Source organism: Sphaerisporangium sp. NPDC049003 (assembly GCF_043197795.1).
GTDB lineage: Bacteria > Actinomycetota > Actinomycetes > Streptosporangiales > Streptosporangiaceae > Sphaerisporangium.
On the sequence record NZ_JBICTU010000002.1, the window covers coordinates 323,267 to 338,722 of the forward strand.

The following is a 15,456-nucleotide window of genomic DNA, read 5'->3' on the forward strand; positions in this document are numbered from 1 at the left end:
TTAACGCGGAGGGCCGCCCTTTCCATCGGATAACCGGAATGCTCGTCACTATCATTCACGTCCGGCAGATGACGCCGATGCGCGTTCAGATCGTTATCGTCGCAGAAATGCGGCTTTATGATGCTCGATGCCTGACACACCGTGTTTCCCGTGCGTTTCACGTCGCATGCGAACTGTAACCACTCAGCAAGCCCGCTATAAACGAATTTTTCCCCGATTTTTACGGCGAAACCGGTAGCGGACCGCCGGATGGGGTGGGACCGGGCGGGAGCGACCCGGAGCGGTGCTTGCGCCCGAAGGGCAGCTTGGGCATGCCGACGGTGAGGAACGCCTCGGCCTGGAGCGCCGAGATGCCGATGCGCGGCAGGTCGCGGGCCGTGGGGTACACCAGGAACCTCGGCTCCCAGTAGGGCCGGAACTTGGCGTTGAACTTGTACAGCGACTCGATCTGGAACCAGCGCGACAGGAACACCAGCAGGCCCCGCCAGGCCCGCAGCACCGGGCCCGCGCCGAGCCGTTCGCCCCGTGCGAGCGCCGAGCGGAACATGGCGAAGTTGAGGGAGACCCTGGTCACGCCCATGGTGGGCGCGGCCTGCAGGGCCTTGACGATCAGCAGCTCGTTGAGCCCGGGGTCGGCGTCGCGGTCGCGGCGCATCAGGTCGAGGGAGATGCCGTTGGCGCCCCAGGGGACGAAGTGGAGGATCGCCCGGATGTCGCCTCCTGGCAGGCTCCTGCCGTCCTCGCTCGCCTTGTGCGCCGTGACGACCACGCAGTCGCCGTCGGCGGGGTCCCCGAAGCGGCCGAGGGCCATCGAGAACCCGCGCTCGGTCTCGGTGCCGCGCCAGGCGTCGGCGGCCGTGCGGATCTGCTCCTTCTCCTCCTCGCTGAGGTCGCGGACGCGCCTGACCAGGCACTTGTAGCCCGCCCGCTCGGTGCGGTTGACCATCTGGCGGACGTTGCGCATGGTGCGGCCTTCGAGGGTGAAGTCGGCGACCTCGACGATCGCCTCGTCGCCGATCTCCAGCGCGGACAGCCCCGCCTCGCGGGTCCAGACCTCGCCCCCGGCCTCGCTGCACCCGATGACCGCGGGGACCCAGGCGTGCCGCCCGACCTCCTCCATGAAGCGTTTGATCGCCCCCGGCCACGCCTCGATGTCGCCCACGGGGTCGCCGCTGGCGAGCATCACGCCCGCGACGACGCGGTAGGCGATCAGGGCCTTGCCCGAGGGGGAGAAGATCACGCTCTTGTCGCGCCGCAGCGCGAAATAGCCCAGCGAGTCGAGCTCTCCGTGGCGGGCGAGCAGGCCGCGCACCCGCTTCTCGTCGTCGGCGCTGAGCGCCGCCACGGGCCTCTCAGGACGGAGCGCGAGGTAGAGCGTGGTGATCGCGGTGAGCGCGCCGAGCCCAGCCAGCGAGTAATACACCAGGTCAGCGGTACGGTCGAGAGAGTATTGGACCGGCCCTTCCATGCCGAAGAGACCGAGGAGAACATGCTGGAACCGCTCGCCGTTGGTCGGCTCGCCCACGATGATCGCCGGGTGCACGCCGACGATGACCCAGCCGATGACGATGTCGAGCAGGCCGAGCGCGAGGAAGTTCCACAGGGCCCGCCAGCGTGACCGGGGATCCGACAGGGCATGGAACTCACGCCGATTGATCAGGAGAACGATGAAAAGCACCAGGCTGATGGCGGCGGTGGCGGAGTGCCGCCAGCGCAGGGCCTCCACCAGTGCTCCAAGGGGCAGGAGCACCACCACGGCCCGCCAGGCCCGCACCTTACGGCGGCGCAGGGCGTGGGCGAGCATGACGAGCAGCACTCCCACCAGGATCGAGGCCGCCGCGGCGAGCGTGGTGACCGTGCCCGGGAGGATGCCCGCGATGGCGCTGACGCGGCTCCGGCGGAAATGCGGAACCACACCTCTGACGATGTCGAGTATCCCGATGGCGAGCGCGGCGTATCCGGCTGCCGCCGGCACCCACGAGCGCGACGCCAGCATTCGCGAAAGGCGTGTCCGATCCCTCACGTCAAGACACACTAGAGGGTGAGGTCCGTGCGTTGTGCATCCGGGAAGTGATACATCCTTACCCTGGCCTTATATCGATTGAGTAACTTTTGCTGGGCACTACCCTAAAAGATGCTGGGTGTGGGACCAAGACCGGGGGAGAGTTAGATTGGGACTCACAGCAACAAAGCTGGAGCTTCTGGTGGGCCTGCTCTCAGTAGCAGCGCTCGTCGCGTCAGTCTGGTGGATTTGGCCGAGGCTGAGCGCACGCACCTGGCCGGCCGTTATCGGGCGTGTGGGAGTTCTTCTGGGAAACCAGGTTCTCACCCTTTTCGCGCTCGCGCTCGTCATGAACAACTATTTCGGCTTCTACAGTAGCTGGAGCGACCTTTTCGGCACCGACGGCGGTTCCGCCGCGCCCATCGTGACCGACGCCGAGACCGGGCACGGGGATCCCGGCACGTCGCCGTCCAAGGGCGTCCAGATCATCAGCAGCGCGCACGTACCGTTGATCACCACCAAGAAGGGCCACTCCGGGGGCAGGCTGGAGCAGGTCGTCATCTCGGGGGCCACCTCGAAGCTGAGCTCCCCCGCGTACGTGTACCTGCCCCCGCAGTACTTCGAGAAGAGGTTCGCCCACACGCGCTTCCCGGCGATCCTGGCGCTGACCGGCTACCCGGGCGACGCCCGCAACCTGGTCACCCGCATGAACATCCCGACCGTGGCCGCCAAGGCGATCGACCGCAACGAGATGGTGCCGACGATCATGGTGCTGATGCGCCCGACCGTGGCGCCGCCCCGCGACACCGAGTGCATGGACGTGCCCGGCGGCCCCCAGGTCGAGACGTACTTCACCAAGGACCTGCGGGACTCGATGGCCGGCGCCTTCCGCGTGGGGACCGACGCCGCCAACTGGGGCGTTCTCGGCGGGTCCACGGGCGGATACTGCGCGCTGAAGATGAGCATGCGCCATCCGGAGGCCTTCTCCAGCGCGGTGTCCCTCTCGGGCTACTTCAAGGCGCCCATCGACGCCACGACCGGTGACCTGTTCGGCGGCAGCCGGAGGCTCCAGGACGAGAACGACCTGATGTGGCGCCTGGCGAACCTCCCCCACCCGCCAATCTCCGTGCTGGTGACCAGCAGCAGGAAGGGCGAGTCGAACTACAAGACGACGCTGGCGTTCCTGGACGCGGTGAAGCCCCCGATGCAGGCGTCCTCGCTGATCCTGCCGAGCGGCGGGCACAACTTCAACACGTGGAACCGCGAGGTCCCGCAGGCCCTGCCGTGGCTGGCGCAGCAGCTCCACGTGCCCGTCGGCGAGGCGCCCGCCACACCCGGCGTCACGCCCTCTCCGGCGTCCTGATCGCGTGAGGGGCTCACCCGCCGCTCACGCGCGTCAGGCGTTGACGGCCCCTTCGACGGGCTCGTCGCCGTTCACCCACTGGGTGGGCGTGATGAACAGGCCCGTGGCCTCGACCAGGGTCGTCCCGTCCTGTGAGGCGATCGTGCCCTCGGCCCAGGTCTTGCGCCCCTCGGCGCGCGAGACGCCCGCGGAGGCCACCAGCGGCTCGCCGTAGGGGGCGGGCCGCCGGTACCTGATGCTCAGCGTGCCCGTCACCCCCGCCCTGCCGGACGTGGCGACCGCGTCTCCCAGCAGGTGGTCGAGGATCATGGCGGTCACGCCGCCGTGCACCGAGGCGGGCGGCCCCACGTGGGCCGGCCGGAAGACCACCTCGGCCCTGGATCCGCCTTCGGCGGGCCTGTCGATGACGAGCGGGAGCGCGTGGGGGTTGCACTCGCCGGTGACGGCGTTGCCCATGTGCCGGAAGCGGCCGTCCGGGCCGAACTCGTGCGGGAGCGGGGCCGCGCGCCGGGTGGCGTTCAGCCGCTCGGTCAGCGCCACGAGGCCGGCGGTCACCGACGTCAGCTCGTCCTCGGGCACGTCCGTCACCACGACCGCGTCGACGAGGTCCCGCACCTGCTGGGCGAGCACGGCGAGGGCCGCGAGACGGGCCTCGCCATCGGACTCCTGGGGCGTCACGAGATCGGGCATCATGACGCCGATTCTAGGGCGCGTCACCGAACGACATTCGAATCTGACCGCTTTAGTCATGTTTGGGTAAAAGAATCCCATTCGAGGAATGTCGCACCGACGGGCCGTATCGGGACGGAAACCCCTACGGGCACGGGCTTCCGGGCGAGCGGCCCCCGTGGGGACGCCAAGCGAGGGTCAAGTTGGCACCCTTTTGACCTGGGCTTTTCCTGACTAACGTCCTCCACCACAGCACGGAACACCCGACGTGCCCCAGCGTCGGTCGTACAAGCGGAAGGTCCCTCACTTCCTATGTCGCCTGAAGTCCAGAAGATCCTTGATTTGCTCAAGACCCAGCTCGGCTACAGCGAGCAGGGTGGCGGTTACACCAAGTTCGGAGACTGGTACGGCAACACGGTCGAGTTCGACTCCGACTACTCCGCCCAGCCCTGGTGTGACATGTTCCTGTCGTGGGCGGCCCACAAGCTCGGCTACGACAAGTGGTTCGGCCAGTTCGCCTACACCGTCGACCACGCGAAGTGGTTCATCGACCACGACGCCTGGGGCTCCACCCCCGAGCCGGGCGCCGTGGTGTTCTTCGACTGGGGAGGCTCGGACGTCGTCGACTACATCGACCACGTGGGCATGGTCCTCTCCGTCGACGGTGACACCATCCACACGATCGAGGGGAACGTCGACGGCCAGTTCGTCCGGGAGAAGGTCAGGGACCAGAGCTACGTCGTCGGCTACGGCTACCCCGGCAAGGTCCAGGCCAAGATGGCCGCCCAGCCCGTCCTGGCGAAGGCCTCCTTCACCGGCGCCTCGCTCGCGGGCCCCTCGCAGAAGGACGCCGCGTCCGCGATGAGGCTGACGGCGGCGGAGTTCCGGATGCCGTCGGTCCCCACCGGCCCCGCGCCCCGGCAGGCCGACCCCGGCATGGGCGCGCTGGTGGTCCCCCTGCTGATCGCCGCCCTCGTGCTGGTCGCCTACTTCAAGATCACGCGCGCCTCCGTACGGCTGGCGCTCGCCGCCGCCCGGCGAGGGCCGGGCGCTCAGTCCACGGCCCGGTCGCCGAGGCCGTACCGGGCGGCGAACTCCGCCAGCCTCGCCACCGCCTCGCGGCCCCGCGTCCAGGGCCGGACGATCATGCGGTCCACGCCGAGCGCCTCCCAGCCGCCGACTTCGCCTGGCCCCGACAGCGAGTAGGCGTGCACGGTGACGGAGAAGGGATCCGCCGAGCCGTGGGCGCGCCGCAGGGCGGTGAGCCGGTCGAGCCGGGGACGGATCGACTCCAGCGTGTGCGGCATGCTGATCCAGCCGTCGCACAGGGTGGCCGCCCGGCGCAGCGCCGCGACCGACTCGCCCCCCGCGAGGATGGGCAGCCGCTCCTGGACCGGCTTGGGCTCGAAGGCGACCTCCGGGAAGGCGAAGAACCTCCCGCTGTGCGCCACGACCCGCTCCGACCAGAGCCGCCTGGTCACCTCGATGGCCTCGTCCAGCCGTGGCCCGCGCGTCGCGAAGTCCACGCCCGCCGCCAGCCACTCCCCCGGATACCACCCGGCGCCCACCCCGCAGATCGCCCGGCCTCCCGAGACCACGTCCAGGGTGGCGAAGGCGCGGGCCGAGACGAACGGGTGCCGCAGGGCGTACAGGTGCACCGCCGTGCCGAGCCGCACCCGTGAGGTGAGGGCGGCCAGCCAGCACAGGTAGGCGGGCGCGTCGAAGAGCGGGGTCGCCGGTGAGATGCCCGGCCTTTCGGTTCCGGGATAGACGGCCTGCGACAGGTCCGTGGCGAAGACGAGATGCTCGGGCAGCCATACCGATTCGAACCCCAGCTCGTCGGCGGCCACGGCCGCGTCCTTCCAGGCCGCCGGGTGCAGCAGGCCGAGCGGGACGCCGAACCTCACGGTCCCGCCCCCGCGGTCACGGCCATCTCCGCAGCTCGGGGGTGCCGAGGATCGCCGACCTGAGGCGCGAGCGGTGCAGGCCCGTGTTCCCGTAGGCCGACGCGAGCGACCAGACGCGGGCGAGCCACAGCCGCAGGTCGAGCTCGTCGGTGTAGCCGATGGCCCCGTGGACCTGGAGCGCGACCCGGGCGGCGCGGTCGGCCGCCTCGCCCGCCGCCGCCTTGGCCGCGCTCACGTCCCGGTCGGCCGAGGGCAGGTCGCGGTCGGCGGCGAGCGCCGCCGCGTAGACGAGCGGCGCGGCGAAGTCGATCGCGATGGCGACGTCGGCGAGCTGGTGCTTCACCGCCTGGAACGTCCCGACGGCCGCGCCGAACTGCCTTCGCGTCCTCGCGTAGCCCACCGTCGTCTCCAGCAGGTGCCGGGCCAGCCCGATGAGCTGCGCCGCGACCGCGACCGTCACCCCCCGCAGGGCGCCGGGTCCCGCGTGCGCCAGGCGGGCTCCGGGCGAGGGGTCGAAGGCGACGCCGAACAGCCTGCGGACCGGATCCACGCCCGGCTGGGGAGTGAGCCGCGCGCCGCCCGCCGGCACGGCGTACAGCTCGCCGTCCTCCTCCAGGATCAACAGGTCCGCGAGGTCGGCGTCCGGGGCGTACACCTGGTCGCCGAGGCGCACGCTCACGATCGTCGTGCCGGCCGCCACCCCCGGCAGGACCGACGAGGCCGCGGCCGGGTCGGCGGCGAGGAGTACGGGCGCGGCGGCGACGGTCTCGGCGACGGGGCCGGGCAGGGCGGCCCTTCCTGTCTCCTCGAAGGCCAGCACCGCGTCGGTCATCCCGAGCCCCATGCCGTCGTGGTGTTCGGGGACGAGCATCCCGAACAGCCCGGCCTTCGCCAGGTGCGACCAGGCCGGCGTGCGGTCGCCGCCCAGCCCCGCCTCCCGTACGGCCCGCGCGGGGCAGTGGGCCCGGAGCACGTCCCTGACGGTGACCGCGAGGGCGAGTTGGTCGTCGCTGAACGCGAAGTTCATCGCGGCAGTCCGAGGACGCGCTCGGCGATGATGTTCCGCTGGATCTCGTTGGTGCCCGCGTAGATCGGGCCGGCGAGGGAGAACAGGAAGCCGTCGAGCCACCGCCCGCCGTCCGCGGAGTCGGGCGCGCCGCCGGAGAGCAGCCCGCGCTGGCCGAGGAGCTGGAGGGCGAGGGTGTGCATGCGCACGTCGAGCTCGGACCAGAAGACCTTCCCCATGCTGGACGCCGAGCCGATCTCCTCTCCCGCGGCGAGCCTGCGGGCGGTGCCGAAGGTGTGCAGCCGGTACGCCTCGGCGTCGAGCCAGGCCCGCGCCACCTGGTCGGCGAGCACGGGATCGGGGTTCAGCGTGCGCGCCAGCCGTACGAGGCGGTCGGCGGTGGCCAGGAAGCGGCCGGGGCTCCGCAGCGTGAGGCCGCGTTCGGAGGAGGTCGTGGCCATGGCGATGCGCCAGCCCTCCCCCGGCGAGCCGAGCACCTGGTCGTCGGGGACGAAGACGCCGTCGAAGAACAGCTCGGCGAACCCGTGCTCGCCGTCGAGCTGAGCGATCGGGCGGACCGTGACGTCGCGGAGCGGGAACATGAAGTAGGTGAGGCCGCGATGACGGGAGGACCCGGGATCCGAACGGAACAGGCCGAAGGCCCAGTCCGCGTAGCCGGCCCGGGAGCTCCAGGTCTTCTGCCCGTACAGGCGCCAGCCGCCGTCCACCCGCTCGGCGCGCGAGCGCAGCGAGGCGAGGTCGCTGCCGGCCTCGGGCTCCGACCAGGCCTGGGCCCAGACGTCGTCGGCCCGTGCCATCCTGCCGAGGAACCTGTCGCGCTGGGCGGGGGTCCCCGTGGTGAACAGGGTGGGCGCGAGCAGGAAGATGCCGTTCTGTCCGACCCTGCCGGGCGCGCCCGCCGCCCAGTACTCCTCCTCGAAGATCAGCCACTCGACCAGGGACGCGTCCCGCCCGCCGTACTCGCGTGGCCAGCTGACGACGGAGTAGCGTTCGGCGGCGAGCAGGCGCTCCCACTCCCGGTGCGCCTCGAAGCCCTCGGCGGTGTCCATGGAGGGGAGCGGAGGATCCGGCACGTGCGCCGCCAGCCAGCCGCGCACCTCGGCCCGGAAGTCCTGCTCCGCCCGTGTGAAGTCCAGATCCACATGTCCTCCGTAGATCGGCGGCCCAAACTAGCGCACGTTTGGTTGCACGCAGAGTAGGTTCGGGCTGTGAGCGTGTCAATGGACCCCGGGCGAGGCCGTCCCATGCCAAGCAATTGCTTGCTTTGATCACACCGCCTCGCTAGCGTTCGGACCAGAGCCATGAAGACGCGTGGACACAGGTGGGACGGAGCCCGGCGGATGTTGATGCGCGCAGCCGTACTGACCGAGTTCGGGTCCGAGATGGAGATCCGGGACATCGAGATCGCCGCCCCCGGCCCCGGCGAGGCGCGGGTCAAGATCGCGGCCTCTGGCGTGTGCGGATCCGACATCAAGGCCCTGGACGGCAAGAGCCCCGTCGTGCGCGAGCTTCCCTTCGTCCTCGGCCACGAGAGCGCGGGCGTGGTCGAGAGCGTCGGCGAGGGCGTGACCTCCCTCCGGCCGGGCGACCACGTCATCGTCGCGATGAACGGTCCCTGCGGGCGCTGCCGCAACTGCGGCGCGGGCCGCTTCCACCTGTGCGGGGATCCGGCGCGGATGGCCGCCATCATGGGCACGATGGGCGACGGCACCACCCGCCTGAGCGTCGACGGCACGCCCGCCAAGACGATGATCGGCATCGGCTCGTTCGCCGAGTACGTCGTCGTCGGCGAGCGCATGTGTGTCAAGATCGCCAAGGACGCGCCCATGGACCTGATGTGCCTGCTCGCCTGCGCGGTGGTCACCGGGGTAGGCGCGGTGCTCAACGTGGCCGAGGTACGGCCCGGGTCCAGCGTCCTTGTGGCCGGCTGCGGCGGCGTCGGGCTCAACGTCGTCCAGGGAGCCGTCCTGGCCGGGGCCACGACGATCATCGCGGCGGACGTCGCCGAGCCCAAGCTGGCGCTCGCGGGGAAGTTCGGCGCGACCCACACGATCCTGGTGGACGACCTGCCCGCGCAGGTGGGCGGCATCGTGCGGGGCGGCGTCGACTACGCCTTCGACGTCACGGGCGTGGCGGGCGTGCTCGCCACGGCGTTCGCGGCCACCCGGCCCGGGGGCACCACGGTCATGGTGGGCAGCCCGCCCGCCGGAACCTCCGTCGGCGTCGAGGCCTCCCTGCTGTTCGCCTCCCGCCGCCTGATGGGCACCCAGGGCGGCGACGCGGCCCCCATACGCGACCTGCCGATGCTGGCCGAGCAGTACCTGCGCGGCCGTCTCGACCTGGACGGCCTGGTCAGCGAGCGCGTCCCCCTCGACCAGATCAACCGGGCGGTCGAGCACGTGCGAGGGGGCGCCGTCGCCCGCAGCGTCATCGTGTTCGACTGAGTCATCATCTTCGGCCGGGGGCCCCGGCGCGGTACTGTCGGCATCGGTTCGGCGGGCGGCGGAGAGCAAGGGACATGGCGACGGAGTTCGAGCTCGGCGACTACATCCTGGTGCAGGACGGCAGGACCCTTGAGGTCTTCCACCGCACCCTGTCCGAGAGCAGGCGCTACCACGTGGCGTTCCTCGGGGTGGACGTGAAACCGCGCGGCGATGGGTTCCGGGTCAGCCTCGGCGCCAGGAACGGAGACGACGTCGTCAACGGGGTGAGGCTCCAGATGGACTCCGAGCAGTTCACCCGTTTCCGGGAGTTCATCGCCCTGGCCATCGCGGCCCGCGACCGCACGGACGTCCCGTAGCCCAGCGGACGTCCTTGTGCCCAGACGTGTGCCCGCCGGGCACGGGGTCAGGTCCGGCCGGTGGTCACGAGCTCCTTGCCGGGGCCCTGTGTCACAGGTCGCTCGTCGTCGTCCTCGGCGTGGTCGGCGATGGACAGGTTGGGCAGGATCCGGTCGAGCCAGGGCGGGCACCACCAGTTGAGCCGGCCCAGGAGCACCATCGTGGCCGGGACGAGCAGCCCGCGGATGATCGTCGCGTCCACGGCGATCGCGACGGCGAGCCCCACGCCGAACACCTTGACCAGCGGGTCCGGGTAGGCGATGAACGCGACGAACACCACCACCATGATCAGAGCCGCGGACGTGATGACCCGGCCCGTCGCCCCGAGCCCCTCGGCGACCGCCCGCCGGTTGTCCCCCGAGCGCAGGTACGCCTGGCGGACCGAGGTCAGCAGGAAGACCTCGTAGTCCATGGACAGCCCGAACAGCACGGCGAACAGCATGAGCGGCACGTACGAGTCGATGGGCACCGTGAAGAAGAGCGTCGTCAGGAACGACCCGTCCATCGACACTGGCGGGTCCATGCCGACCAGGCCGCTGCCGAGCCCGTACGAGAAGACGATGGCCAGCGCGCCGAACGCCGCGCCGAGCGAGATGAGGTTCATCAGCGCCGCCTTGGCCGCGACCAGAGGCGCGCGGAAGGCGAACAGCAGGAGCAGCGCGCTGAGCAGCACGACCACGCCGATCACGGCTGGGGTGCGCTCGGCGATGCGGTCGCTCGCGTCGGCCATGCCCGCGACCTCGCCGCCGACGTGCAGCCGCACACCGGGCACGTGCAGGCCGCGGACCGCGCGGACCACGTCCCCCGCGCGGGGGTCGCTCGGGGCGTACTCCGGCACCACCTGGAACAGCACGGACGTCCCCGAAGTGTTGATCTTCGCGGGCGCCACGTGCGCGACGCCGGGCACGTACGTCAGGCGGTTCTTCAGGTCATTCACCACCGGGGCCGGCGGGTCGCCCGCCGCGACCTTGGAATCCAGCTCGCCGACGACGATCAGCGGGCCGTTGCTCCCCGGGCCGAACCCGGCCTGCGTCAGCTCGTACGCCCGCCGCGCGGGCTGCCCGCGGTCGGCGTAGCCGTCGTCCACCGGGCCGAGCTTCAGCGCCAGGGCCGGGGCGGCGAGCGCGCCGAGCACGACCGCGGAGACCGCGAGCACCCGCCACGGGCGCCGTGCGACCCAGGCGCCGAGCCCGGCCCAGCCGTTCACCGGGGCGTGCGCGCTGCGGCGCCGGGGGCCGACGAACGGCAGGCGCAGCGCGTTGATGCGGTGGCCGAGGAGGCCGAGCAGCGCGGGCACCAGGGTGAGCGAGGTGAGCACCGCGCACACCACCGATATACCGGTGATCCAGCCGAGCGTGCGCAGCATCGGGAAGCCCGCGAGCATCAGCGCGGTGAGCGCGATCACGACGGTGCCCCCGGCGAACAGCACCGCGCCGCCCGCGCCCGCTGTCGTACGGCGGACGGACTCCTGCACGGGCACGCCGTCGGCGAGCAGCTTCCGGTGCCGTGACAGCAGGAACAGGGCGTAGTCGATGCCCACGCCGAGCCCGATCATGGATGCCATGACCGACGCCTGCTTGGGCACGTCCACGATGTGACCGAGCACGCCGATGACGCCGAGACCGACGCCGAGGCTGATGATCGCGGTGAAGACGGGCACCAGCGCGGCGACGAGCGTGCCGAACGCGAGGAGCAACACCAGCAGGGCGCAGGCCACGCCGATGATCTCGCTGGACCCGGTCTTGATCTCCTTGTCGGCTGGGGTCCCGCTGTCGGCCGGGACCGCCTCGATGCCGATCTCCCGCACGGGCTGCGCCGCCTCGGAGATCTGCTTCGAGGTCTCCGCGAGCTTGCTCGAATCGTTGCCGGACAGCCGGACGGTGATGAGCCCGATCACCAGGTTGGAGGAGATCCCGCCCGTGCGGTACGGCCCGTCCACCTGGACCACGTGGGGGACCTCGCGGACCTCGGCCATGGCCTTCTCGACCGCGCGCTTGCGCTCCGCGGTCAGCAGCGAGCCGTCCTTGGAGTACAGGACGAGCTGAACGGTGCCGCCGGGGTCGTACCCGGGGCCGAAGCCGTCGCGCATGAGATCGTGGGCGCGCTGGGCGTCCGTCCCCGGGATGGAGACGTTGCTGTTGACGGGACGGCCGAACACCACGGTGCTCAGCGTGAGCGTCCCCGCGAGGATGATCCACGCCGCGAGCACGATGCGGCCGTGGCGCGCGCACCAACCACCCAATCGACCAAGCAAGCTAGCCATCGGTGACCGTCCCAGACACTATTGATTAATTCCGAAACACACGTGAAACGTCCGGTTCTGTACGGCCGTGCAGGACGTCCGTTTAAGAGCTTAGGCGCGATTATCCTGAAATGCTCCACCGCGCTGAGAAGTGAGACCATGACCACATTCGACCGTGGCGGCGACACCCGTAGCCGGATCCTCGCCGCCGCGCGCCAGCTGTTCGCCGAGCGTGGCTACGCCGCCACCTCTCTCGCCGACATCGCCGCCCGCGTCGGGCTGACCAAGACGGCCGTGGCCTACCACTTCCACCCCAAGGACACGCTGGCCGCGGAACTGATCGCACCGGCGGCCGACGACCTGCTCGCGCTGCTCGGAGGTGATTTCGGCGCCGACCCGCGCCATTTCATCGAGCCGCTGACGGATTTCGTCGTGCGCCATAGGGCCGTGATAAGGCTGCTCATGGAGGATATCGGCGGAGCCGACGACGCTCCTCCCGGGTCCCCGGGAGAGACCATCCGGGCCTTCCGCGACGAGATCTACGCCCGGCTCGCCGGGCCGTCACCCGGCAGCGCCGCCCGGATCCGGGCCTGGGCGGTCATGGGCTCCCTTCAGTCCGCCGTGGTGAAGACCACCGACCTTCCGCAGGAGACGGTACGAGGACCGCTGCTCGCCGCCGCCCTCGCCGTCCACGACGCGGCCCTGGCCGGCGACCAGGGCCGGTGACGCGTGGACGAACCCCCCACCTCCGCGTACGCCCCCACCCCCACCCCCGCACCTGACCCTGCCGATCGGCCGGCCATCCTGCGCCGGTTCGAGGCCGCGCTGCTCCATCCGCCCGTGACGCTGCTGATCCACGGCGAGGCGGGCATCGGGAAGACCCACCTGCTGGCCGAGACCGAGGCGCTCGCCAGGTCCATGGGCTACCGCGTGCTCCACGGCCAGGCGCGCGACTTCGGAAGCGGCCTCGCCTACGCCTCGCTCGCCGACGCCCTCGGCCCCCTCCACGCCGACCCGGCCGCGCGCGAGCCGCTCAAGGAGTTGCTGGACGCCATCGACCAGGCGGCGCTCGGCATCACCGGCGCCGCCCCCGTCGTGCGCACCGCCAACCTGCTGGAGGGGCTGCCGGGCCGTACGTTCCTCGCCGTCGACGACCTGCACCTGGCCGACGCCGACACCCTCGGCGTGCTCTCCTACCTCCCCCGCCGGGTACGGGGCCTGGCCGTCGCCGGTACGGCGAGACGCCTGCCCGCGATGGACGCCGACCTGGCCGTCCGGCTCAGCCCGCTGTCACTCGACGAGGTCACCGCGCTGGTGACCAGCCTGCTCGGCCGTACCCCTAGCGAGTCGATCCTGCGCCACGTCCACGACGAGAGCCGGGGCAACCCGTGGTTCGTCCGCGAGGCGGTGCTGACGCTCGTACACGGCGGCGCGGTCCAGTCGGCCTACCCGGGACCGCGCAGGGGCGCGATACTCGGCCGCCTGTTCCAGCGCGACCAGGGCGGCCGGAACCTCGCCAAGGTGCTCGCCGCTCTGCGCCGCACCCGTCCGGCCGGCATGGCCGACCTGGACGCGCTGGCCGAGGTCGCCGGCCTCGACGCCGCCGAGGCGGAGCGCGCGTTCGACGGGCTGGTGAGGGACGGCCTGGTCGTGGGTGCCGGCGAGGGCACGTACGAGTTCGCCCACCCGCTGGTCGCCGAGGCCCTCTACGCCGACCTCGGCCCGGCCGAACGGCGCCGGGTCCACACCCGCATCGCCGAGCTGCTCCACCGGCAGGGTCTCAGCGGGACGCGCCGGGTCCTGGAGTGGGCCACCCACCTCGCCGAGGGCGGCACGAGCGCCCAGGCGCTGCCCGCCATGCTCCGCGCCGCCGAGCTGACCCGCTGGACCGCTCCGCTCTCCGCCGGCCACTGGTACGGCAGGGCCGCCGAGCTGGCGCCGCCCGGCGAGCGCGGCGTTCTGCTGGCCAGGCAGGCGCTGTCGTACTGGAAGGGCTCCCGCCCCGTGGACGCGCTGCGCGCCGGGCGGGCGGCCCTCGCGGTTCTGCCCCCAGGACGCCGTCACACGCGCATGGCGCAGACGACGTTCAACGCCGCCCGTGCCATGGGCCAGTACGACGTGGCCCTGTCGATCGCCGCCGAGCGGCTCCCCTTCGCCGACAACCCGGCCGCCCTGCTCGCCCAGCAGGCCGTGGTGAGCACCCAGCTCGGCCTGGACTCGGCCGGCCTCGTGGAACGGGCATGGGAGGCCGTGCCGCGGTGTCCTCCGGAGGACCTGGTGATCACCCTCAGCGCCCTCGCCGGCGACGCGATCATCAAGGGCCGGTGGGAGGAGACCGAACGCGCGCTGGACACCCTCCTGTCGGCCTCGGCCGCGCTTCCGCCCGCGGGCCGGCTGGCCGCCCTGGAGTCGGCGGCCCACATCCTCGCCAGCGGCGGCGCGCGCACCCGTACGCTGGACCTGCTCGCCCAGGCCGGGCAGATCTACAGAGGGCTCGGCTGGCACGACATCGCGGGCCAGCACGCCCGCACGATGGCCGTGGTAAGGCGGCTCGGCGGCGAGTGGGAGCACGCCCTGCGTGACATCCGGTCCGACGCGGTCACCCTCACCGACGCCGGACTCTGGGAGAACGTGGCGCTGCTGCGCAACATCGAGCTCGACATCCTGCTCGACCAAGGCAGGTACGACGAGGCCGAGCCGCTCCTCGCCGACCCCCCGCCGAAATGCCCGCAGCACCTGTCGCTGCGGGCCGTGTTCAAGGCCAGGCGGGTGCTGGGCCTCGGAGACCGTACGACGGCCGCCCGGCTCCTCAATGAGGCGGTCGCGAGCGGACCGCCGGACGTCCTGCACCGCGCGCTCGGCGTCCGCGTGCTCATGCACAGCACGGCGCGAGAGCTGGACGCGGCCCGCGAGGCGGCCATCGCCCTGGCGGACGTCGTCAGGACCGGCACGCCCCGGGCGCGTATGATCTCCGAGCTGGCGTCGGCGGCGGTCTTCAAGGATGTCGAGATGGCCGAGGCCGTTCTGGAGGCGGCCAGGGCGGACGGCCTGAGGTTCGAGGAGGCCCGCGCACGCCTCGTCCTCGGAGCCCTCGGCGACGGCGCCCAGCTCGTACGGGCGCACGGGATCTTCACCGACCTCGGCGCGGCGCCGTGGCGTGAGCGGACGGCCCGCCGCCTCAGGGACGCCGGTCTCGCCCCGGCCCCCGCCGCCGCGCTCACCCCGGTCGAACGACGCGTCATCGAACTGGTCGCGACCGGCCTCTCCAACCCCCAGATCGCCGACGAACTCCACTACAGCCGCAAGACGGTGGAGGTCTACCTGTCCCGCGTGTACGCGAAGACCGGCCTGCGCTCCCGCGTCGAGCTGGCCCTGGCATACGAACGCGGCGAGGTCTGACTGCTCT

11 protein-coding genes and 1 pseudogene are annotated in these 15,456 nt (G+C 71.5%); 6 read left to right on the forward strand and 6 right to left on the reverse strand.

What is annotated here, in order from left to right; genetic code table 11:
* Positions 1-220: 220 nt before the first annotated feature.
* Positions 221-2,023 carry a phosphatidylglycerol lysyltransferase domain-containing protein gene (locus ACGFIV_RS03395; RefSeq protein ID WP_392831522.1) on the reverse strand — a complete coding sequence of 601 codons (1,803 nt, stop codon included), beginning with the start codon at positions 2,021-2,023 and terminating at the stop codon, positions 221-223.
* 274 nt (positions 2,024-2,297) lie between these two features.
* Here ACGFIV_RS03395 and ACGFIV_RS03400 point away from each other — a divergent pair, with 274 nt between their 5' ends.
* Positions 2,298-3,365, forward strand: a complete 1,068-nt coding sequence (locus ACGFIV_RS03400; RefSeq protein ID WP_358549280.1) for an alpha/beta hydrolase-fold protein — start codon at positions 2,298-2,300, stop codon at positions 3,363-3,365.
* A 33-nt stretch (positions 3,366-3,398) separates the two neighbouring features.
* Here ACGFIV_RS03400 and ACGFIV_RS03405 read toward each other — a convergent pair whose 3' ends face one another.
* Positions 3,399-4,058 carry a PaaI family thioesterase gene (locus ACGFIV_RS03405; RefSeq protein ID WP_392831526.1) on the reverse strand — a complete coding sequence of 220 codons (660 nt, stop codon included), beginning with the start codon at positions 4,056-4,058 and terminating at the stop codon, positions 3,399-3,401.
* A gap of 288 nt (positions 4,059-4,346) precedes the next feature.
* Here ACGFIV_RS03405 and ACGFIV_RS03410 point away from each other — a divergent pair.
* Positions 4,347-4,715: pseudogene (locus tag ACGFIV_RS03410) on the forward strand (CHAP domain-containing protein); the annotation flags it as partial.
* 371 nt (positions 4,716-5,086) lie between these two features.
* Here ACGFIV_RS03410 and ACGFIV_RS03415 read toward each other — a convergent pair.
* Genes ACGFIV_RS03415 through ACGFIV_RS03425 form a run of 3 tightly spaced genes read right to left on the reverse strand, consistent with a single transcriptional unit; the run spans position 5,087 to position 8,110 of the window.
* The gene (locus ACGFIV_RS03415; protein WP_358549274.1) at positions 5,087-5,941 is read right to left on the reverse strand and encodes a TIGR03619 family F420-dependent LLM class oxidoreductase; all 855 of its coding nucleotides are present in this window, start codon (positions 5,939-5,941) and stop codon (positions 5,087-5,089) included.
* Between the two features lie 16 nt (positions 5,942-5,957).
* Entirely contained in the window at positions 5,958-6,968 is a 1,011-nt protein-coding gene (locus tag ACGFIV_RS03420) for an acyl-CoA dehydrogenase family protein (RefSeq protein ID WP_392831530.1), read from the reverse strand.
* Complete coding sequence (locus ACGFIV_RS03425) at positions 6,965-8,110, reverse strand: acyl-CoA dehydrogenase family protein (RefSeq protein ID WP_358549268.1); 1,146 nt, start codon at positions 8,108-8,110, stop codon at positions 6,965-6,967. Before ACGFIV_RS03425 ends, ACGFIV_RS03420 begins: the two co-directional genes overlap by 4 nt.
* Before the next feature lie 198 nt (positions 8,111-8,308).
* Between ACGFIV_RS03425 and ACGFIV_RS03430 the strand changes: the two genes are divergently transcribed.
* Positions 8,309-9,412, forward strand: coding sequence for an alcohol dehydrogenase catalytic domain-containing protein (locus ACGFIV_RS03430; RefSeq protein ID WP_392831534.1), 1,104 nt, complete (start codon positions 8,309-8,311; stop codon positions 9,410-9,412).
* A gap of 74 nt (positions 9,413-9,486) precedes the next feature.
* Positions 9,487-9,768, forward strand: coding sequence for a hypothetical protein (locus tag ACGFIV_RS03435; protein ID WP_358549262.1), 282 nt, complete (start codon positions 9,487-9,489; stop codon positions 9,766-9,768).
* Positions 9,769-9,815: 47 nt separating this feature from the next.
* Here ACGFIV_RS03435 and ACGFIV_RS03440 read toward each other — a convergent pair whose 3' ends face one another.
* Positions 9,816-12,071, reverse strand: a complete 2,256-nt coding sequence (locus ACGFIV_RS03440) for an MMPL family transporter (protein WP_358549259.1) — start codon at positions 12,069-12,071, stop codon at positions 9,816-9,818.
* 138 nt (positions 12,072-12,209) lie between these two features.
* Between ACGFIV_RS03440 and ACGFIV_RS03445 the strand changes: the two genes are divergently transcribed.
* Both ACGFIV_RS03445 and ACGFIV_RS03450 read left to right on the forward strand, forming a co-directional pair.
* Positions 12,210-12,776 carry a TetR/AcrR family transcriptional regulator gene (locus tag ACGFIV_RS03445; protein ID WP_392831538.1) on the forward strand — a complete coding sequence of 189 codons (567 nt, stop codon included), beginning with the start codon at positions 12,210-12,212 and terminating at the stop codon, positions 12,774-12,776.
* A 3-nt stretch (positions 12,777-12,779) separates the two neighbouring features.
* Entirely contained in the window at positions 12,780-15,449 is a 2,670-nt protein-coding gene (locus tag ACGFIV_RS03450) for a LuxR C-terminal-related transcriptional regulator (protein ID WP_392831541.1), read from the forward strand.
* Positions 15,450-15,456 lie beyond the last annotated feature (7 nt).

Excerpts from the sequence above, each read along its gene's own strand:
- ACGFIV_RS03430 (WP_392831534.1), top strand. The coding sequence starts at position 8,309 with ATGTTGATGCGCGCAGCCGTACTGACCGAGTTCGGGTCCGAGATGGAG.
- ACGFIV_RS03420 (WP_392831530.1), bottom strand. The coding sequence starts at position 6,968 with ATGAACTTCGCGTTCAGCGACGACCAACTCGCCCTCGCGGTCACCGTC.
- ACGFIV_RS03435 (WP_358549262.1), top strand. The coding sequence starts at position 9,487 with ATGGCGACGGAGTTCGAGCTCGGCGACTACATCCTGGTGCAGGACGGC.
- ACGFIV_RS03445 (WP_392831538.1), top strand. The coding sequence starts at position 12,210 with ATGACCACATTCGACCGTGGCGGCGACACCCGTAGCCGGATCCTCGCC.
- ACGFIV_RS03440 (WP_358549259.1), bottom strand. The coding sequence starts at position 12,071 with ATGGCTAGCTTGCTTGGTCGATTGGGTGGTTGGTGCGCGCGCCACGGC.
- ACGFIV_RS03405 (WP_392831526.1), bottom strand. The coding sequence starts at position 4,058 with ATGATGCCCGATCTCGTGACGCCCCAGGAGTCCGATGGCGAGGCCCGT.